At 52.8% G+C, this 18923-nt stretch carries 18 protein-coding genes and 1 riboswitch; of the genes, 15 read left to right on the plus strand and 3 right to left on the minus strand.

The window, feature by feature from the left end; all coding sequences use genetic code 11:
- Positions 1 to 136: 136 nt before the first annotated feature.
- A complete protein-coding gene (locus tag ACRTGH_RS06920; protein ID WP_368846612.1) occupies positions 137 to 937 on the minus strand; it encodes a hypothetical protein in 801 nt (266 codons plus the stop codon).
- Positions 938 to 1132: 195 nt separating this feature from the next.
- Between ACRTGH_RS06920 and ACRTGH_RS06925 the strand changes: the two genes are divergently transcribed.
- From ACRTGH_RS06925 to ACRTGH_RS06955, 7 genes are all read left to right on the plus strand, one after another.
- Positions 1133 to 1351: a hypothetical protein gene (locus tag ACRTGH_RS06925; RefSeq protein WP_438474101.1), complete on the plus strand. Its 219-nt coding sequence runs from the start codon at positions 1133 to 1135 to the stop codon at positions 1349 to 1351.
- 162 nt (positions 1352 to 1513) lie between these two features.
- Positions 1514 to 2218, plus strand: a complete 705-nt coding sequence (locus tag ACRTGH_RS06930) for a hypothetical protein (RefSeq protein ID WP_368846611.1) — start codon at positions 1514 to 1516, stop codon at positions 2216 to 2218.
- 130 nt (positions 2219 to 2348) lie between these two features.
- Complete coding sequence (locus ACRTGH_RS06935; RefSeq protein ID WP_368846610.1) at positions 2349 to 3872, plus strand: flotillin family protein; 1524 nt, start codon at positions 2349 to 2351, stop codon at positions 3870 to 3872.
- A 202-nt stretch (positions 3873 to 4074) separates the two neighbouring features.
- Positions 4075 to 4179: riboswitch (TPP riboswitch) on the plus strand.
- A 50-nt stretch (positions 4180 to 4229) separates the two neighbouring features.
- Positions 4230 to 4424 carry a sulfur carrier protein ThiS gene (gene thiS / locus ACRTGH_RS06940; RefSeq protein WP_368846609.1) on the plus strand — a complete coding sequence of 65 codons (195 nt, stop codon included), beginning with the start codon at positions 4230 to 4232 and terminating at the stop codon, positions 4422 to 4424.
- Positions 4425 to 4582: 158 nt separating this feature from the next.
- Positions 4583 to 5380 (plus strand): thiazole synthase, encoded by a 798-nt coding sequence (locus tag ACRTGH_RS06945; protein ID WP_368846608.1) that lies wholly within the window; start codon positions 4583 to 4585, stop codon positions 5378 to 5380.
- The gene (gene thiH, locus ACRTGH_RS06950) at positions 5377 to 6633 is read left to right on the plus strand and encodes a 2-iminoacetate synthase ThiH (protein WP_368846607.1); all 1257 of its coding nucleotides are present in this window, start codon (positions 5377 to 5379) and stop codon (positions 6631 to 6633) included. The genes ACRTGH_RS06945 and thiH overlap by 4 nt, the downstream gene beginning before the upstream one ends.
- On the plus strand, positions 6626 to 7324 hold the full coding sequence (locus ACRTGH_RS06955; RefSeq protein WP_368846606.1) for a thiamine phosphate synthase: 699 nt from the start codon (positions 6626 to 6628) through the stop codon (positions 7322 to 7324). Before thiH ends, ACRTGH_RS06955 begins: the two co-directional genes overlap by 8 nt.
- Before the next feature lie 61 nt (positions 7325 to 7385).
- Here ACRTGH_RS06955 and ACRTGH_RS06960 read toward each other — a convergent pair whose 3' ends face one another.
- Positions 7386 to 8783 carry a DUF389 domain-containing protein gene (locus ACRTGH_RS06960; RefSeq protein WP_368846605.1) on the minus strand — a complete coding sequence of 466 codons (1398 nt, stop codon included), beginning with the start codon at positions 8781 to 8783 and terminating at the stop codon, positions 7386 to 7388.
- Between the two features lie 249 nt (positions 8784 to 9032).
- On the opposite strand from ACRTGH_RS06960, the gene ACRTGH_RS06965 reads away from it, so the two are divergent.
- The 3 genes from ACRTGH_RS06965 to ACRTGH_RS06975 all read left to right on the plus strand — a co-directional run bounded on the left by ACRTGH_RS06965 (position 9033) and on the right by ACRTGH_RS06975 (position 11596).
- Positions 9033 to 9446, plus strand: a complete 414-nt coding sequence (locus ACRTGH_RS06965) for a PTS sugar transporter subunit IIA (protein WP_368846604.1) — start codon at positions 9033 to 9035, stop codon at positions 9444 to 9446.
- Positions 9447 to 9639: 193 nt separating this feature from the next.
- The gene (pfkA, locus tag ACRTGH_RS06970; RefSeq protein WP_368846603.1) at positions 9640 to 10599 is read left to right on the plus strand and encodes a 6-phosphofructokinase; all 960 of its coding nucleotides are present in this window, start codon (positions 9640 to 9642) and stop codon (positions 10597 to 10599) included.
- Positions 10600 to 10615: 16 nt separating this feature from the next.
- Complete coding sequence (locus tag ACRTGH_RS06975; protein ID WP_368846602.1) at positions 10616 to 11596, plus strand: diaminopimelate dehydrogenase; 981 nt, start codon at positions 10616 to 10618, stop codon at positions 11594 to 11596.
- A gap of 135 nt (positions 11597 to 11731) precedes the next feature.
- Here ACRTGH_RS06975 and ACRTGH_RS06980 read toward each other — a convergent pair whose 3' ends face one another.
- Entirely contained in the window at positions 11732 to 13525 is a 1794-nt protein-coding gene (locus ACRTGH_RS06980) for a sigma-54-dependent Fis family transcriptional regulator (protein ID WP_368846601.1), read from the minus strand.
- 202 nt (positions 13526 to 13727) lie between these two features.
- Between ACRTGH_RS06980 and ACRTGH_RS06985 the strand changes: the two genes are divergently transcribed.
- The 5 genes from ACRTGH_RS06985 (at position 13728) to otnK (ending at position 18920) form a co-directional block, all read left to right on the plus strand.
- On the plus strand, positions 13728 to 14747 hold the full coding sequence (locus ACRTGH_RS06985; RefSeq protein WP_368846600.1) for a zinc-dependent alcohol dehydrogenase: 1020 nt from the start codon (positions 13728 to 13730) through the stop codon (positions 14745 to 14747).
- A 40-nt stretch (positions 14748 to 14787) separates the two neighbouring features.
- The gene (locus ACRTGH_RS06990) at positions 14788 to 15780 is read left to right on the plus strand and encodes a TRAP transporter substrate-binding protein (RefSeq protein WP_368846599.1); all 993 of its coding nucleotides are present in this window, start codon (positions 14788 to 14790) and stop codon (positions 15778 to 15780) included.
- Between the two features lie 77 nt (positions 15781 to 15857).
- Positions 15858 to 16337, plus strand: a complete 480-nt coding sequence (locus ACRTGH_RS06995) for a TRAP transporter small permease (RefSeq protein WP_368846598.1) — start codon at positions 15858 to 15860, stop codon at positions 16335 to 16337.
- Positions 16334 to 17599, plus strand: a complete 1266-nt coding sequence (locus ACRTGH_RS07000; protein ID WP_368846597.1) for a TRAP transporter large permease — start codon at positions 16334 to 16336, stop codon at positions 17597 to 17599. Before ACRTGH_RS06995 ends, ACRTGH_RS07000 begins: the two co-directional genes overlap by 4 nt.
- Before the next feature lie 64 nt (positions 17600 to 17663).
- A complete protein-coding gene (otnK, locus tag ACRTGH_RS07005; RefSeq protein ID WP_368846596.1) occupies positions 17664 to 18920 on the plus strand; it encodes a 3-oxo-tetronate kinase in 1257 nt (418 codons plus the stop codon).
- Positions 18921 to 18923 lie beyond the last annotated feature (3 nt).

Consider the following 18923-nt stretch of genomic DNA (forward strand, 5'->3'; position numbering starts at 1 on the left):
AAACATTAGAATCTCCCTTTGTTTTTTCGTTTATTTGGGAGGAAAACTTAAGTCGGTATTTGTGTACAGTTCTTCTTTTGCTGCAAGCGCAGCCATTTGCGAAGATGTGTGAAGTCGAATAATCTACCTGAGGCGATTATTCGACTTTCGCCCTGAGAGGAGCCTTTAAGTATCTATGGATTTGTTTCGTCGGAATTTTAACAGGGATTCCTTCATTGTCAAACAAAGTGATTACGCTCCAATCGAAATCGCTGGAAAAGGAAAGCCGACGCCCGCTTTTCAGCAGGAGAGAAAACTCATGGATATAAGAAGAGGCATTTTCATTTAAGTATATACCATACGAGCCGGTAAAATCAAAATCCGCTTCATCAAAAGTCTGTTCTTTTATACTGCAATCCGTAATGATGTCACCTTTCAAACAAGCAAAGAGGCGGCGAATGTCATAAGACGCAGAGGCATCAGGATTTCTCTGATAAAATCGAGGCGGGATACAGTCTTTTGAGATACGAACAGAACTGGATTCACTGTAATCAATTTCGAATGAGCCTTGATTGCTAATCAGAATGACGGGGTGCCAAACATTTGATAATGTGAGATTTATGTACTCCATTTGGCGCAGCCATTCCAGCGTTTTATTATAATCAAAGATCTCATAGATGGGCTTTCGGGAAGAATTGTCTCCATCCGTGATACGATTCGGATATAACGAACAGATGGAGATGTCGCCTAAATCGTCGACGTAATCCTCAACAATAGCGATTTCTTTTATTTCCACACCGATCAGACCGATGAACTCGATATATTTTTGCAGATGATCCGGCTGTTGGATTACAGGAGCACTCCATTCGGTTCCTTCGAATTCATTCGCCTTAAAGTGATTGGAGCCGCCTAACGTTTGAAGGTTGTACTCTCGGATAAATTGTTCAATCTTATCCATGAAATCATCCTCCTTGCTGCATATCATGGTTTCGTAGATGAGATCGTCACCTTGCTTCAGAAAAGTTCAGGTTAAAAACCGCAGAAGGAAGACAACTGCTTCAAGATGACGGCACGCCTTTCGTAGCGGGCAGAAATTGTCGGATGTGCGATGTATATGACGAGACGTTTTACAAATAGTATAGCATAAGTGAAGATGCAGGAAGGAATGTTTTTGTGCACTTGTATTCGAGGTTTTTGCGGTGTCTCTCGTGTGCTTATCTACGAAAAGTCTAATAAAGCCTTTATCGTAGATAAGGATAGATTTTTCACCATCTCCAAGTGGCTTGATACGCTTGCCATGGAGCGCAACGTGAACTTTTCCAATATCCTGCAAAATGCTTTGATGCGTGAATTGGGCGTGAACAAAGCCTAGAAACAGGCAAATAATATTTGTGGAACGTTGGCTTGAAACCTCACTCCTTGACATTAAAATCGGCCGAGTTATAATGGAAATTGAAATTCATCATAGGACTTGCGTTGTTGTGGGAACGTGAGAGATGCACTTATCGGATTGGTTGGCAGGGAGGTTTCAGCGATGATTATTTCTGCAGATAAAAAGGTGCTGCAGGCGATTTCGCTGCCGCAGGCGCAGCCTCTTATGGGGAAGCGCGAGAAGCAGGGCGGCGTGTCGGATGCGATCGGGGAAGCCGTCGAGGCTCTTATCAGCCAAAAGGGGAAGGCCATGAGCGCTGACGAGCTGGCACAGAAGCTGCAGCAAGGCGACAAGCTTACTGAGGCCGGCGCGGAACTTACGGCTATTGAGGAGAAGAAGAACGGCGTCACGGCGGCGAAGGATCGTCTGAAAGAAATCGGCAAGCAGCTGTCCGACAAGACGCTTTCGGATGAGGACAAGAGGGCGCTCGACAAGGAAAAGGAACAGCTCAAGAGCCAGATCATGGCAGCTTCGCCGGAGGATAAGCTTTCCATGGTGCAGGAAATGAAGCGGAAAGCTGAGAAGGAAGGAAACAAAGAGGCGGTCTTGGGCCTTGGCGAGTGGGTCGGGGATATCAAGAAGGAAGTCGTTGAGGCATCTGTGAAGGAAACGCAGCTCCGGGCGAAAGCGGCGCAGGAAGAGGCGGAGAAAGCCGGAGAGGAGGCAAAGGCAAAGGAACGCGAAAAAGAACCGGTGAAGGATGAGAATATTCGTCAAAAACTGGAAAACGAACTCGAGAAAGAGACAGCCAAGACGATGGGGCAGCCTTTTTTCAGGCGCACGAAGGAGAGTGAGCCTATGGCTTGACCTCTTGGGGTTTCATGGTACAATAAAATAAAGGGAGGGGAAGGGCAGCGTCCTTTCCCTCATGTCTTTTTCGTACTGCTTTCAAGGGGGTGGAAGCGGCGTTTTGCCTTTGCGATGCGCCGCGAATTTTATGGGGATTTTATTCATCGGAGGAATTTTTGCCGCCGTTGTGCTCGTCGCCGTGCTTTTGGCGATCTTGGCACGCGGCTATGTGAAGGCCTCGCCGTCGACGGCGCTCATCATTTCCGGCATCAAGAAGCGTCCGCGCATCCTCATCGGCCAGGGCGGTGCGCGCATCCCCTTTTTTGAGCGTATGGATACGCTTTTCCTCGGGCAGATTTCCGTGGACATCAAGACGGAGACGCCCGTACCTACGAATGACTACATCAACGTGAATGTTGACGCTGTCGCGAAGGTCATGGTCGGGCGCGATGAGGAGAGCGTGCAGCTTGCGGCGCGAAATTTCCTGAATTTCACGGGAGAGCAAATCGCGAGGGATCTGCAGGATTCCCTTGAAGGCAATATGCGCGAGATCATCGGCACACTGACGCTGGAAGCCATCAATACGGATCGCGACAGTTTTTCGGATCAGGTCGTGAACAAGGCGGCGCAGGATATGAAAAAGCTCGGCATCGAGATCATTTCCTGCAATATCCAAAATGTCACGGACAACAACGGCCTCATTGTTGATCTTGGTGCGGACAATACGGCGCGCATCAAGAAACGCGCCGCCATTTCGCGTGCCGAGGCGGAGCGTGATGTCGCAGTCGCAAAGGCGCAGGCGCAGAAGGAAGCGAACGATGCGCAGGTCGAGGCGGATCTTGAGATTGCCCAGCGGCAGACCGATCTCGCAATCCGGCAGGCGGAACTCAAGAGAGCGTCCGACATCAAGCGCGCGGAGGCGGACGCCGCCTACGAAATCCAGGCGCAGGAGCAGCAGAAGTCCGTCCAGACGGCCACGGTCAACGCGCAGATTGCAAAGGCGGAGCGCGAGCAGGAGCTGAAGAAGCAGCAGGTGTCCGTGCGTGAACAGGAGCTGGCGGCACAGATTCAGAAGCAGGCGGATGCGGAGAAGTATGCCGTCGAACAGAAGGCTGCGGCAGACTTGGCCAAGCGCCAGCGCGAAGCGGAAGCCGCTCTTTACGAGACGCAGCGCAAGGCGGAGGCGCAGAAGGCGGAGGCGGAGGCTTCGCGCTATGCGGCGGAGCAGGCGGCTGCAGGCATTAAGGCGCAGGGTGAGGCGGAAGCTGCTGCGATTCAGGCGAAAGGCGAGGCGGAAGCTGCCGCGATGGATCGAAAGGCGGAAGCGCTGAAGAAATACGGCAAGGCGGCTATGGCGCAGATGATCGTCGAGATTCTGCCGCAGATCGCTTCGGAAGTGGCAAAGCCGCTCGAACGCATCGGCAATGTATCCATCATTGGCGGCAATGGTGCCTCTGCCGTGGAGCCGATGGCGGACAATGTGCCGCTTGTCATGGCGAAGACGTTCCAGACGGTCAAGGCGGCGACGGGCATTGACCTCGCCGATATCGTGCGCGGTGAGAGCTACGAGGCGAAGGTCACGAAGAATGTCAATGTCACTGGCGCCGACGCCGACGCCATAAAGGCCGCTGCCGTAAAAGCGGCGTCGATGGCCAATGCGATTCGTGACTGAGGAAGGAGTGGCATGGGAAATTGGCTCCTTGCTGAATGATTTGATGTCATCTCCTTGAGGCGGCAAGCCCTGAACCGGCCATGGCGCCGTTCATTCGGCAGAGGCGCCGGTCGGACGGAGCTTATCCGTGCTTCTTTGTGCAATTTTACCATAGGTTCTGATGGAGAATTTTCTTGCATTTTTCTGCCGCCGCGCTATAATGAATATTGCAAAGGGGAGTCCACGAATGGGCTGAGAGGGGGCTTTTCGCCCCGACCCAAAACCTGATTTGGATCATGCCAACGTAGGGAATAGAGGGTGATTTTGACCGCATACACCGCTTGGCGTGTGCGGTTTTCTTTTTTGGGAGGGACGAAGATGGTGAAGGTCAATGGCGAGGACGCTGCGGCGGACGGCAAGATGCTTTTGGATTATCTGGAGGAGGCGGGCTATGTTCCCGCGCGCATCGCCGTCGAGCGAAACGGCGAGATCGTGCCGAGAGCAGCGTATGAATCGGTGCAGCTGGCGGCGGGCGATGTCGTGGAGATCGTGAGTTTCGTCGGCGGCGGCTGAGAAAACTGCGGCCTGGCTGCCGAGAATCGTGCTTGTTCCGCAGGGATTGAGCTTTGGCGGACAAAGGCGGCAGGGAAGAAAAGAAGCCTGCTCCGTTGCCAGGGGAGCAGGCTTTGAAGAAAACAAATTGTGCGTGCGCATGAGAAGGGAGCATCCTTATGGAAACAAACAGGGAAGAAGATTTTCTCAGATTGGGCGGCAAGACGTTTCGTTCGCGTTTTATCCTCGGTTCGGGCAAGTATTCGCTCGAACTGATCCGTGCCGCCGTGGAAAATGCGGGCGCGGAGATGGTGACGCTCGCCGTGCGGCGCACGAATACGCGCGAGGGCGAGAGCATTCTCGACTATATCCCTGCGCATGTGACGCTCCTGCCGAACACGTCGGGCGCGCGCACGGCGGAAGAAGCGGTGCGCATCGCACGCATGGCGCGCGAGCTCGGCTGCGGCGATTTCGTCAAGGTGGAAATCATGCGCGATGCGAAGTACCTCCTGCCGGACAACGAGGAGACGGTTCGCGCGACGAAATTGCTTGCCGCCGAAGGCTTCACCGTCCTGCCGTACATGTTCCCCGATCTCTACGCGGCGCGCGCTCTTGAGGCGGCGGGAGCGGCAGCGGTCATGCCGCTCGCCGCGCCCATCGGCTCGAATCAGGGGCTGCAGGCGAAAGCGTTCATCAAGATCCTCGTCGAGGAGATCGACGTGCCGATCATCGTCGATGCGGGCATCGGCAGGCCGTCGGAAGCGTGCGAGGCGATGGAGATCGGCGCTGCCGCTGTCATGGCGAACACGGCAATCGCGACGGCGGGCAACGCGGCGCGGATGGCGGGAGCGTTCAAGTCGGCGATCGAGGCAGGACGCGCGGCTTATCTTGCGGGGCTTGGCCGCGTCTTGGAGCGCGGCGCGGCTGCTTCCGATCCGCTGACGGGCTTTCTGCACGATGGAGAGGCGACGAGATGAGAGAAGATGCAAGCTACTTCATCGATTCGGCGCGCTTGAGCGGCGCGGCGCTCGAAAGGAAGCACCGGCTCGAAAACGATCCAGCGAGCCGCACGGACGTCATGGCGTATGCGCCCGATATGGAGCGAATCGACTCCGATGTGCGCGAAAAGGTGCTTTCTGCGGCAGCGGAGTATGAGCCTGCCGCTTACAGCGCCGCTGACGTGGAGCGCGCTCTCGCGCATGATACGTGCAGCATCGAGGACTTCGCGGCGCTCCTCTCATCTGCTGCGGCGCCTTTCTTGGAGCGCATGGCGCAGCGCGCGCAGCGGGAGACGGGGCGTCGCTTCGGCAATACGGTCTACGTCTTCACGCCGCTTTACATCGCGAATTACTGCGACAATTACTGCGTTTACTGCGGCTTCAACCGCTACAACGACATCGCGCGCCGCCGGCTCACAGAGGCGGAGATCGCGCGGGAGATGGAAGTCATCGCGGCGTCGGGCATCGAGGAGATCCTGCTGCTGACAGGCGAAAGCCCCGCGATGAGTGACATTGCCTACATCGGCGAGGCGTGCCGCTTGGCGGGGCGGTATTTCCGCAATGTCGGACTCGAAATCTATCCCGTGAATACGGCGGACTATCAATACCTGCACGAGTGCGGCGCGGACTATGTGACGGTGTTTCAGGAAACGTATGACGCGGTGCGCTATGAGGCGCTTCATCTCGCGGGCAGGAAGCGCGTCTTCCCCTATCGCTTCGAAGCGCAGGAACGCGCCATCCTCGGCGGCATGCGGGGCGTGGGCTTCTCGGCTCTCTTGGGGCTCGCCGACTTTCGGCGCGACGCCTTGGCGACGGCGCTGCACGTCTACTTCCTGCAGCGCAAGTACCCGCATGTCGAATACTCGCTCTCCTGTCCGCGGCTTCGTCCCATCGTCAACAACGCGGGAATCAACCCGCGTAATGTGCACGAAAGGGAGCTTTGCCAGGTGCTCTCGGCCTACCGCATCTTCCTGCCCTATGTCGGCATCACGGTCTCCTCGCGCGAGTCGGCGAGCTTTCGCGACGGCATCGTGAAGATCGCGGCGACGAAGGTGTCGGCGGGCGTCTCGACGGGTATTGGCGACCACGAAGAGAAGTATGAGGGAAAGGAAGCGCGGGCGGCAGGCGACGAGCAGTTTGAGATCGCCGACGCACGCTCGCTGGCCGAGATGTATGCAGGGCTTTCGCGCGGCGGATTGCAGCCCGTGCTGAACGATTACGTCTATGTATAAGGGGAAAATCATCGCCTGCATCACGAATCGCCGGCTCGTGCGTGGGGATTTCCTCGCGCAGATCGAACGCGTCGCCGCGATGGAGATGGTGGACTGGATCATCGTGCGCGAAAAGGACTTGACGTCTGAAGCGTATCGGGCGCTTTTCGCGCAGGTCGTCCGCATCGCACATAAGCATGGAAAGAAATGCATTGCACACGGCTGGGGGGCGCTCGGCGCAGAGCCGGAGGATGCTGCCGTGCTGCAAGAGGCCGCGCTGCGGCAGCAGGGGCGCCATGCGCCTGCTGCCGAGGAACGTCGCCTGTCGCCGCGCACGGTGTCGGAGTGCGGCGCGGACGGCATCCATCTGCCGCTCGATGCTCTGCGCACATGGCGTGCGGCAAGCGCCCAGGACGGGCGGCAGCCGGCGATGGAAGAGGGCGCGGTGAAGCTCGTCGGCGCATCGGCGCACTCCGTCGCCGAGCTTGCCGAAGCCGCCTCCCTGGGATCACATTATGCGACGTTCAGTCCCATCTTTGCCACCGCCTGCAAGCCGGACGCTGCCCCTCTCGGCGCAGCCGCCCTCGCAGCCGCCTGCAAAGAGGCGCCGCTCCCCGTATTCGCGCTCGGCGGCGTCGGCATGAACAAGCTCGAGGCCTGCCTCGAAGCCGGCGCGGCAGGCTGCTGCATGATGTCCGCGCTGATGCGGTGAGCTGCGCGCGCATAAGGGCGCTGCATCCTGTGTCCGCAAAGCGGACGTTTTTGCGTGCGGCCTATTCAAAGCCGTCGCCGACAATCCCTGTATTGGCAAGGTTGTCCTGCAAGCGGATGGTCAGCAGGACCGGTCTTTTCAGCTCCGCCTGCAGCCAGCTCCGCATTTTCTGTGCGTCGCGCTGCTCCAAAGGCGCTTTTACATACACGACGATGATGTATTTCACGACATTGATCTTGTTCGTATCCTTGACATCGAGCACGGCGGAGCCCTCCATGTCCTGGATTTCGGGGAAGACGATGGAGCCTGTCGTCCTGCATTTTTCCAAAGCCTCTGTGGTATCTGTCATATGCTGATATGCCGGCTGATACAGGAGGCTCATCTTTTTGTACTTCTGCAGCAATTCCATGTCCTGATTGCCGAACGCGATCTCTTTGCTGGAATCGGGATTGGCGGTCTTGTTCTCTTCCTGCTTTTGCATAAGAAGAGCCTCGTTGTTCTGGATCAACTCCAGTGAATAGGACGCCAGATATTTGAATTGCTTCATGTCGGTTTCTGCAAGAGCCTGTTCCTCGGCTGTCAGCGCCTTTCCGATCAGACCGATCTCCACGCTGCTGTTCTGATGATTGATACGGTAGCGAATGGCCTGCCGCTCGGAGCTGTTGAAATTGTTGTTTACAAATGCGTGCAGCTCAGAGCTTTCCGCCGATCGGATCACGGTCTGATACGCCGTATAAACGCTCGGCAGCAGGGCGATGATGACGATGATGGGCACTAGGATGCGGTTGCGTTTGTGCTGGAACGGGGAATGCGCCTGTTTGACCGGGAAATGGATGATCTTCAGCACGCAGAAGGTCGCAAAGCAGATGCACAGGCCGTTGATGAAGAAGAGGTAGGCCGCGCCTAGAAAATAGGCGATGTTGCCTTGGGCGATGCCATATCCGGCGGTGCATAGAGGCGGCATGAGCGCCGTGGCGATTGCGACGCCGGGGATGACGTTGCTCAGTTCTTTCCGCGTCTGCCCGATGATGCCCGCCAAGCCGCCCAGAAGTGCGATCAGAACATCCCAGATCGTCGGCTCCGTGCGGGCGATCAATTCAGATGATTCCGTCACAATGGGCGTGACGGAAAAATACAGCGCCGATGTGATCAGGCAAAAAAAGACCTGCATGGACAGGCGGAAGAACGATTTCTTAGCCATGGCGATATCGTATATGGCAAGGCCGTAGCCGATGCCCATGATGGGCCCCATCAGAGGCGAGATCAACATGGCGCCGATGACCACGGCGGTGCTGTTCATGTTCAGGCCGATTGAGGCGATGAACATCGACAAAATCAAGATGATGAGATTCGTTCCCCTGACCTCAGCGCCTGCCTCTATTCGCTCGGCAATCGCCGGATTGCGGGCCTTGTCAAAGCTCAGACTGAAAAAATCATAGATGGAAAATGCCTGTTTCAAGAGATGTCACGCCTTTCTTGCTGGACAGAAATTATCGGTATTTGCTTTATGTATTGAAACAATCCGGGAATAGTATAGCATATACGATGATACAGGAGGAAGGGACATATATCCTATCGTGCATCATCGGGCGCGGTTCTTGGACTTTCCTGCGGAAATTGTGCTATAATAAACAGACAGAAGGAGTGGAAGTGTACGCGCCGTCCGGCGCAAACATTGTGGGTGAAGGTCCTGCTGGGAGGTATGGAGATGTTTGCAATCATCGTGGGTACGCATGGCCGATTGGCGGAGGAGCTTCTGGCTTCCGCGGAGATGATTTTCGGGGAAGCGGAAAATATTGCTTCCGTGCCGCTCGTACCGGGAGAGGGTGCGGATGATGTCGCAGCAAAGTATGAGGCTGCGCTTGAGCGGCTCGATGCTTCGGGCGGTGCGCTCTTCCTGTTGGATCTCTTTGGCGGTACGCCTTATAACGCTGCCTGCCGGCTTGTCCTCAAGAACGAGAAGTACGGCATTGTTACCGGTGTGAACCTGCCGATGCTCGTCGAAATGGCGAATGCGCAGGCGATGGACGAGGGGACGGACATCCGCTCCCTGATGGAGAAAGCGGTGGAAGCGGGCAAAAAGGGGATGCAGCTTTTTCATAAGAGCACGGTCAGCGACTGAGGCGGCGTTTTGCCGCTTTGCAGGATGCGAGGGAAAGGGCTTTACTTTTTCCGGCGATATCCTTAAAATGGAAGAAACGTGTGCAGCGGCGCACGCTGCAGGGAAAAACCGCTTAAGACGGCGCGATTTGCAAAAAAAGACCGGGGCGGCGCTTCTCTGAGGGTTCCTGGCAAGTGGATAGGAGAGATGGCAAATGATCGATACGATTGGTGTTGTGACTTCCGGCGGAGACAGTCCGGGCATGAATGCGGCGGCGCGGGCCGTCGTGCGCACGGCGATTGCCGAAGGCGTGAAAATTTTTGGCATCTACGGCGGCTATACGGGGCTTCTGAATGGCGATATGGAGGAGCTTTCGACCCGCAGCGTCAGCGATCTCATACAGCGCGGCGGCACATTTCTCGGCACGGGGCGTTCCAAGCGTTTCCATACGGATGAAGGCCGCAAGGAGGCTCTGAAAAAACTGCGCGAACGCGGCATCGAGGGTCTCGTCGTCATTGGCGGCGACGGCAGCCTCACGGGCGCTTCACATCTTGCGCGTTACGGCATGCCGATTGTCGGCTTGCCTGCAACCATAGAGAACGATGTCTGGGGTACGGACTACACGATTGGCGCCGATACGGCGGCCAATACGGTGCTGGAGGCCATCAACAAGCTGCGCGACACGGCATCGGCGCACAGGCGCATCATTCTCATCGAGGTCATGGGCAAGAAATCCGGCTGGCTCGCGATGATGGCCGGCGTTGCAGGCGGTGCGGAATATGTGCTCGTCCCTGAGGTCAAGTACGATCTTGACGCCATTTGCACGGAAATCATGGATGCTTATGAGGCGGGAAAGAAGTACAGCATCATTGTTGTGGCGCAGGGGGCGGGTTCTGCCGTCGAGATGGGCAAGTTCATCGGCGATACGACGAAGATCGACACGCGCGTATCCGTCTTGGGCTATATCCAGCGCGGCGGTGCTCCGACGGTCGAGGACCGCATGAAGGCTTCGCTCCTCGGTGAACGCGCGGCCCTTGCGCTGATCTCGGGTGCGAGCAATATCGTATTCGGCTTTGATATGGGCAAGGTCGTGAGCATCAATCTGCACGATGCAGTGACGAACCGCAAGACACTTGATCCTGAGATCGTGCGTCTGGCAAGGGTTCTCGCATAAGGGGGACAAAAAGAAGATGAAGATTGCCATTTTCGGCTACGGAAATTTGGGGCGCGGTGTGGAGTGCGCCGTACGGGAAAACAGCGATATGGATCTCGTTGCCGTCTTTACGCGGCGCGACCCAAAGACGGTGAAAATCCAGACGGAAGGCGTGCCCGTTGTCAGCGCGAAGGAGATTGAGGCGTGGCAGGGCAAAGTCGACGTGCTCATCCTTTGCGGCGGCAGCGCGACGGATTTGCCCGAGCAGACGCCGCAGTATGCGAAGCTTTTCCACGTCGTCGACAGCTTCGATACGCACGCGAAGATTCCCGAGCATTTTGCCGCTGTCGATGCGGCGGCGAAGGCGGCGAATCATGTCGCCGTCATCTCCGTCGGCTGGGATCCGGGGCTTTTCTCGCTCGCGCGCGTCTATGCGAACGCTGTGCTGCCGAACGGCAAGGACTACACCTTCTGGGGCCGCGGCGTAAGCCAGGGGCACTCCGACGCCATCCGCCGCATCGCGGGAGTGAAGGATGCGAAGCAGTACACCGTGCCTGTCGTCAAGGCGCTTGCCTCCGTGCGGCGCGGCGACAACCCCGAGCTTACGACACGCGAGAAGCATACGCGCGAATGCTTCGTTGTCTTGGAAGAAGGCGCGGATGCGGCGAAAATCGAGAAGGAAATCAAGGAAATGCCGAACTACTTCGCCGATTACGATACGACCGTGCACTTCATCACGGAAGAAGAGCTTAAGGAAAGCCACAGCGGCCTCGCGCACGGCGGCTTCGTCATCCGCACGGGCAAGACGGGATTGCAGAAGGAGCACAACCACGTCATCGAGTACAGCCTGAAGCTCGACTCGAACCCCGAGTTCACGACGAGCGTCCTCCTGGCATACGCCAGGGCGGCATACCGCCTCGCGCAGGAAGGCGCATCGGGCTGCAAGACCGTCCTCGACATCGCCCCCGCCTACCTCTCGCCGCTTTCGGCAGAGGAGCTTCGGGCAAAGCTCTTGTGAGGGAAAAGCATCGGCATTGTGAACAGCATAAGCATAGAAGGAAGGGCGCCGTCGGCTGACGGCGCCCTTCCTTCTATGCGCTGCGATAGGGAACTGCGTGAAAGGTGTGGAAGGGGCTTGTCGACGACGCGTTCCTTATCGTATGTCTTTTCCTTGCAACTTTCGCCAAAGTGTGCTGCGGCTTATGCCAAGCCGTGCGGCGGTACGCGATTGGTTCATGTTTTCTTCCCTCATCACTTCGCGTAGGATGTCCCGTGTGATTTTTTCCAAGGGTTGGCGCAGATTGAGGGTGGATGGAGAGGCAGATGGCATGTTTGTTGTTTCATCTTGCAAAATAGAGAGAACGATATCTTTCTTGATATAGATTCCTGTACTTAAGATTACGCATTCCCGAATCACGCGCTTGAGTTGATCAAGATTATATTTCCAATCGAATGCCTGCAGCAGCTTCATTGCATCTTCTTGAATTCCTATGATCTGTCGTCCGAGATTGCTGTTGAATTCATTGATATATAAAGAGGCCAGCAGAGGAATATCGCTTTTTCTTTCATTGAGAGACGGGATGGTTAAGATGGAGGCGTTAAGGATATTTTTTATATAATCAAAGAGAAGTTTTCCACTTTCCGTTGCTGGTTGTGTTGTCTCGCAAGAAAAGACTAGGCGGTGACGTTTGGCGAGACGAGTGTCTTCCATATAAGAGGATAATTTTTTTGCTGATGTTTCGGGGAGTTGATCAACTTCCTTGAAATAAATCGTGTAGTCCTGCTCGGTCAACGGAGAATCAGCTTTTTCCAAAAGGAGGCGAAGATCCCGTTCGCCTAGGTGAGCGCATTCGACAATAAGAAAGGCTTTGGCGCATGACTGGCTGTTATAAAAAATCATGCGGGCAAAAGAATTGCGGCCGGATCCTTTTGCCCCTTGAATGATCAGTGGCAGCGCGGAAGAGCTGTAAGTTCTGGCCTTGGAAATCTGTTCGTTGTAGCGAGAACTCTCGGAGCGGAAATGATCGAGTTGCAGAGTGATTGCTCGTTTCGACTCATAAAAAAAGGCATCTGAGCTAAGTTTGTTTGATTCAGAAAAGGGTCTGCTGTAAAACACATGGTACGTCTTGCTGAAAGAGTGAATTTTTCTTGCTCGTATGCGCCAGATGATATCGTGCAGTTTATGGAAGGTGACCATTTCTTCTGTTTTATGAAGTTGTTGGGATTCCTGCATGAATATTTCATGCAGCAGAGGACGATTTTTCTCTACAAGCAGAGATTCTGTGGCAAAGATGTTTTTTCCTGCATTGTCATAAATGAACATGATGTCGGAGGAGGCCCGGAAAATCTCTTGATAAAGCCTGTTTCGTTCCTCAAGGATTTGGAAGTTCCAATGCCAGTTTACGGCATCATCGAGTGCAGCGTCAATGCTTTCCTGCCCTGATGTTACAAGGATCGTGTTGAATCCAAGATGTTTGGCGAGCCTTGTTGTTACGACATCGCCGACAATCAGGGGATAGGAATCTCTTTTTAATGTTTTGAGCTGAGCGGGAATTTCGGAGTTGTCGTTGATAGTTACGACGTGCAAGGGGATTTGCATGATGTCGGATAAAACTTCTGCGTGACGTGTGATTGCAGAAAAACCGACGATGGCGAAATCCTTGTGGGAAGATTCTGCGAGACGAAGTGCGCGCAGCATATCTGAGATAGATATCTTTAGATCAACGACGGGAAGATGCGTAGTTTTTTTGATCATTTTTGCTGTACCTGCCCGGGAAAGAATGGCGAAATAATCGTTCTTTTCATGCATTGCTGCGAGGGCAGCCCCGCTTTCCATGTCTCCAATGAAACAATCGATTTTTAGGTGGGGGTAACGTTCCGCACTTTGCAGCAGCAAGTTTTGTAAGCCGGCATAAGGAAGAATGGCTAAAAGTCGAAGTGTTTCCATTTTTATCAGCTCCGATCAATGATATGTATCATTATAGCACGTTTTAGCTGATTTTAAGATTATAAAATATATTTTCCTATGAATTTATATAAATAGCTCTATATTGAAACAATATTTAAAAGAAAGCCTCTTTATATACGCAATATAAAGCATTTATACTAGGTATAGCAAGTGTGCATTTTTGAAAGGGAGGGACTGTAGCATGAAGGCGGCTGTAGTTACAGATGTTGGAAAGGTAGAAATTCAGGAGATTGAGAAGCCCGTGATTCGAGAGAATGAGGTTCTGATTCAAGTAGTAAATGCCGGTGTATGCGGGTCAGATTTGCATTTGTTTCATGGAACGCATGCCTTTCGTAAACCACCTGCAATTTTAGGGCATGAGATTGCAGGAAAAATTGTGGAAATTGGCAGCAAGGTAACAAAATATAAGATCGGCGACCGCGTGACGGTTGAGCCGCAGGTGGGATGTGGGGAATGCGATCTGTGCAGACACGGACATGTCAATCTTTGTGGAAAGAAGAAGGTTCCGGGGACTCCTCTCTGGCTCGGCACGTTTGTCGAATATTTTCCTGCACCTGAGCAAACCCTTTATAAGCTGGCGGATAGAGTTTCTTACGAAGTGGGCACGGTCATCGAGCCTCTGGCTGTTGCCGTGCATGCATTGGAAATGGTTCGTGAACCGGAGAAGGACTGCCTTGTGATTCTTGGATCAGGTACGATCGGTTTATTGCTCCTTGCAGTTGCAAAAGTTTACGGTTATAAAAAAATCATTTGTACCGATACGATGGCTTTTAATCGTGCGATGGCATTGAAGCTTGGGGCTGCGGCGGTATTTGATCCGGTGCATGAAGATGTACGGGAGCAGGTAGGCAAATTAACGGCGGGCAAAGGGGCGGACCTTGCCCTCATTGCGGCAGGAGCTCCCAATATTGTAGATCAGGCAGCAGCTTGTGTGAAAAAGACGGGTGAAGTGGGTATCGTCGCGATGATTACGGAAGACATTCCCGTATACACGTATAGTTTCGTGTTCAATGAATTGCGTTTGTTTGGCAGTATGACCTATGAGACGAAAGATTTTGCAAAGGCGGCAGCCTTGGTGAATGACGGGCTGGCAATCGAAGAATATATCACACAGGTGCTTCCCTTTGCTAAGACGCAGGAGGCGCTCGATATATTAAGTAAGAAAAAAGAAGATGTTATCAAGGTTCTCGTCAAGATGTGAAGCAGAGTTTCTGAACGATGATGTGAAAGAAGGGATTACGATGAAAAAGGTTTTGACAGGTATCTTAGTGCTTTTGTTTACAGGCTGTATGTTGGTTGGCTGTGGCGGCAACAAGGCTGCTGATGGACAGGTAGAGTTAAAATTGGGACATATTCAGTCCGAGAGTGATCTTTGGCAAAAGGGGGCAGAAAAATTTAAGGAAGAAGTAGAGAAAAAATCTAACGGAAAGATGAAAGTTACAATATATCCAAACTCTACACTCGGCGGCGATCGCGATTTAGCAGAAGGAATGCAGATGGGAACTGTCGATTTTGCTTTGATTGCTGGAGTGCTCGGCAATTTTGATAAGTCGATTTCTTTGTTGGAATTGCCGTATTTGTTTGATAATCACGAACAGTATGATGCGGTTGTAAATGGCGAGATTGGCAAGAAGATTTCAGAGAATGTCTTGAAGAGTTCCGGTATACGTATCTTGAACTGGTGGGATCGGGGGCCGCGTCAAGTTACATCGAATAAGCCGATTAATACGCTCGATGATATTCAAGGACTGAAGATTCGTGTGCCGGAGATTCCGGCGATGGTAGAGACTTGGCGTGCGATGGGAGCGTCGCCTACGCCGATGGCATGGAGTGAAGTCTACACGAGCTTGCAGCAAAATGTTATTGACGCGCAGGAAAATCCTGTGCCGTTCATCTATGGAGGCAGGATTCAGGAAGTGCAGAAATATCTCGCGCTGACAGAACATAAGTATGAGTATGTGACATTGGCGATGAGTGATAAGAAGTGGCAACAGCTCACGCCGGAGCAGCAAAAGATTATCCAAGATGCGGCGCAGGTGGCTACGGAATACGAGAACAAACTTGTTGTTGAGCAAACCGGCAGGATGCTTAAGGAGATGGAAGACGGCGGGCTGCAAGTTACGAAGCCAGACAAAGCTGCCTTTGCCGCGAAGGCGAAAGCAGCGCATGAAGCATACGCCAAGACGGTGGACTTGGAGCTTTACCACGAGATATTGCAGGCGATTGGCCGATAAGGTGCAAGGGCGGCAGGTGGTCGGCACCGCTTTTATGAAGAGCGTCGACAGCCTGCCGTTTTGAAAAGGAGACTGCCATGAAAAAGCTGGATACTATCCTCGGCAGAGCCCTTTATTGGCTTATTGCCGGTTTGATGTTCGCAATGGCTATGCTGATTTTTGCTCAGGTTTTAGCACGGTATGCTTTCGGCAATTCTTTGACATGGTCGGAGGAGATCGGCAGGTATATTTTTGTTTGGATGTCTTTTTTAGGCATGGCGACGGCGATTCGGGAAAAGGCGCATGTTGCTCTTGACATCCTGCTGCAGCATTTGACCGGAGTGTCGAAAAAGGCGGTTGTTCTATTCAATGGACTGCTTTTGCTTGTACTGTCTGGAGCACTCGTGGCAAGTGGTTTTTATCTTGTGCAGTATGGTATGCTGCAGAACAGTTCTGCTGTCCGATTGCCCATGCACTTCGTTTACTGTGTAATTCCTTTCAGCGGAGCCTTGATGTTTTACTATACCATTCGCGAGACGGCAGAAGCATGGAAAAATGCAGGAGGTGAGAAGGTGTGATTGGTGCAATCTTGTTCGGCAGTTTCGCGCTTTTCCTTATTCTCGGTATTCCCATAGCATTTGTATTGGCATTGGCTTCTTTAGGCGCCATCGGATTTGCGGAATATCCCATTTCAATCTTTGCTCAAAGGTTGTTTGCTGCGCTTGACTCATTTCCTCTTATGGCAATCCCGCTTTTTATGCTGGCAGGAACTTTGATGAGTCAAGGTGGGATTACTCGTACAATCATTGATTTTGCGCTTGCCTTTGTGGGAAATATAAGAGGAAGTTTGGCACATGTGGTGGCAATCAGCGGAATCATCATGGGCGGGATATCGGGCTCGGGTGTCGCAGATACTGCTGCTCTTGGCACTGTTATGGTACCGGAAATGAAAAAGCGTAGTTACGATGTAGAATTTTCAGCCGCAATGGTTGCGGCAGCAGGCAGTATTGGGCTCATTATTCCGCCAAGTATAGCTATTATCATCTATGGGGTAACGACACAGACATCCATCGGTGATTTGTTTTTGGCAGCAGTCGTGCCAGGCGTGCTGATCGGCATGGGATTTCTCGTTTATTCTGTCTATTATGCGCACAAGCATGGCTATCCCAAAGAGGGCGGCAGCAGTTTTTCTGATAAGGTAGAGCGCTTTCGCAATGCTGTATGGGCGCTTGTTATGCCGGTTCTGATCATCTTTGGTATCCGCGGCGGCATTTTTACGGCGACAGAGGGCGGGGCTGTCATATCGGTATACGCGCTTTTTATCGGGATGTTCGTTTATCGAGAAATCAAAGTGCAGGACTTGCCGGGTATCTGTTATAAAGCGGCTGTGAACACAGCGGCGATTTCTTCGATTATTGCGGCTACATCGCTCTTCAGCTGGCTGCTTTCGAGTGAACAAATACCGCAGGCCATCACCACGGCATTAATCGGCATTACAGACAACAAGATACTTCTTCTGCTCATCATCAATGTATTGTTGCTTTTTTGCGGCATGTTCCTTGACAGCAGTCCGGCAATCATGCTGTTGGCACCCATTTTAGCGCCGGTTGCAGTATCTTTGGAAATGAGCCTTGTGCAGTTCGGCTTGATCATGGTCATCAACCTTACCATCGGACTTTTGACGCCACCGGTTGGCACGGCTCTTTATGTTTCAAGTAATGTGTCGAAGGTGCCACTCGGACGGCTCAGTATGCGCATGATGCCTTTTTGGGGTGTGATGATTTTCGTCCTACTACTCATTACCTATGTTCCCGCTTTGACGAGTTGGGTTATGAAATGAAAAAGTTTCTTATCTGGAAAATGTTTGAAATCAACGATTTCCGAAGGAAAGAGGGTTTGAAATTATGGGAACAGAACTTCTGCTGGGCTGTATCGGGGATGATTTTACGGGCTCAAGTGATGCTGCATCCTTTTTGGCAGAAGCGGGGCTAAAAACGATTCTTGTCAACGGGGAAACAGGCAGATTGCCGAAGATGGATGCTGAGGCGCTTGTTGTCGCTTTGAAGACGAGGAGTGCGCCAAAAAAAGAGGCAGTGAAAGAAAGCCTTGCCGCTTTGAGGGCACTTCAAAAGCGGGGGGCAAAGCATATATATGTGAAGTATTGTTCGACTTTTGATTCCACTCGAGAAGGGAATATCGGACCGATTCTAGATGCCTTTATGGAAGAAATGAATGTCCCTTATACGATTCTTTGCCCGGCTTTGCCTGTCAATGGCCGTATTGTGGAGAATGGCGTACTTTTTGTCAATGGCACACCGCTGGCAGAAAGCTCGATGAAGAATCATCCGCTGAATCCTATGTGGGCTTCGCGCGTGCAGGATCTTATGCATCCGCAAAGCGTGTATCCTTGTATGGAGATCCCGCATAAGCGTTTGGATGAGGCAACTGTTGAAGAGATACGCGGGGAGATTGAAGATTTCAAAAAAAACCATCCTCACTTCTATGTAATTCCTGATTATATAAATCAAGAACATGCGAGAAAGATCGCACGAATTTTTTCTTCGCTTTCTCTTTTGAGCGGAGGATCAGGTTTGTTGACAGAATTAGCTGAACAGTATAAGGATGGAAGCTATCCGACAAAATTACTGCAGGATAAAACGGAAGGAGGCGGAATTGTTTTTGCCGGCAGCTGTTCCGAGGCGACACTGCGTCAGATCGAGGTGTTTCAGCAAGCGGGAGGTAAGAGTTTTAAGATTGATCCCAAAGCGCTGCGACAAGGCGCTCATCACCTTGAAGAAGTTTGGTTATGGGCGAAAGCGCGATTGGATCAGGAGATATTGCTTTATAGTTCAGATACGCCAGAAAATATTCGCGTTCATCAAGAGGCTGCGGTTGCGGAACTTTTGGAGAAGGCGTTTGCTCAGTTGGCGGAAAAAGCGCGGCACGCAGGAGTTAAACGTTTCGTCGTGGCGGGAGGGGAAACTTCGGGTGCCGTTGTACAGAGGCTGGGATTTCATGCGTTTGTCATCGGTAAAAGTGTAGCTCCGGGGGTGCCGATTATGATACCGACCGATGCAGCGGATATGCGAGTCGTATTGAAATCAGGGAATTTTGGGCAGGAAGATTTTTTCCAACGGGCATTGGATATGACACGGAGGTAAGAA

Source organism: Selenomonas oralis, assembly GCF_051603425.1.
GTDB classification, from domain to species: Bacteria; Bacillota; Negativicutes; order Selenomonadales; family Selenomonadaceae; genus Selenomonas; species Selenomonas sputigena_A.

Coding starts and splice junctions, on each gene's coding strand:
- ACRTGH_RS06930 (WP_368846611.1), top strand. CDS start 1,514: ATGATTATTTCTGCAGATAAAAAGGTGCTGCAGGCGATTTCGCTGCCG.
- ACRTGH_RS06985 (WP_368846600.1), top strand. CDS start 13,728: ATGAAGGCGGCTGTAGTTACAGATGTTGGAAAGGTAGAAATTCAGGAG.
- pfkA (WP_368846603.1), top strand. CDS start 9,640: ATGATCGATACGATTGGTGTTGTGACTTCCGGCGGAGACAGTCCGGGC.
- ACRTGH_RS06920 (WP_368846612.1), bottom strand. CDS start 937: ATGGATAAGATTGAACAATTTATCCGAGAGTACAACCTTCAAACGTTA.
- ACRTGH_RS06975 (WP_368846602.1), top strand. CDS start 10,616: ATGAAGATTGCCATTTTCGGCTACGGAAATTTGGGGCGCGGTGTGGAG.
- otnK (WP_368846596.1), top strand. CDS start 17,664: ATGGGAACAGAACTTCTGCTGGGCTGTATCGGGGATGATTTTACGGGC.
- ACRTGH_RS06980 (WP_368846601.1), bottom strand. CDS start 13,525: ATGGAAACACTTCGACTTTTAGCCATTCTTCCTTATGCCGGCTTACAA.
- ACRTGH_RS06945 (WP_368846608.1), top strand. CDS start 4,583: ATGGAAACAAACAGGGAAGAAGATTTTCTCAGATTGGGCGGCAAGACG.
- thiH (WP_368846607.1), top strand. CDS start 5,377: ATGAGAGAAGATGCAAGCTACTTCATCGATTCGGCGCGCTTGAGCGGC.
- ACRTGH_RS06995 (WP_368846598.1), top strand. CDS start 15,858: ATGAAAAAGCTGGATACTATCCTCGGCAGAGCCCTTTATTGGCTTATT.
- ACRTGH_RS06935 (WP_368846610.1), top strand. CDS start 2,349: ATGGGGATTTTATTCATCGGAGGAATTTTTGCCGCCGTTGTGCTCGTC.
- thiS (WP_368846609.1), top strand. CDS start 4,230: ATGGTGAAGGTCAATGGCGAGGACGCTGCGGCGGACGGCAAGATGCTT.
- ACRTGH_RS06965 (WP_368846604.1), top strand. CDS start 9,033: ATGTTTGCAATCATCGTGGGTACGCATGGCCGATTGGCGGAGGAGCTT.
- ACRTGH_RS06955 (WP_368846606.1), top strand. CDS start 6,626: ATGTATAAGGGGAAAATCATCGCCTGCATCACGAATCGCCGGCTCGTG.
- ACRTGH_RS06990 (WP_368846599.1), top strand. CDS start 14,788: ATGAAAAAGGTTTTGACAGGTATCTTAGTGCTTTTGTTTACAGGCTGT.
- ACRTGH_RS06925 (WP_438474101.1), top strand. CDS start 1,133: ATGCAGGAAGGAATGTTTTTGTGCACTTGTATTCGAGGTTTTTGCGGT.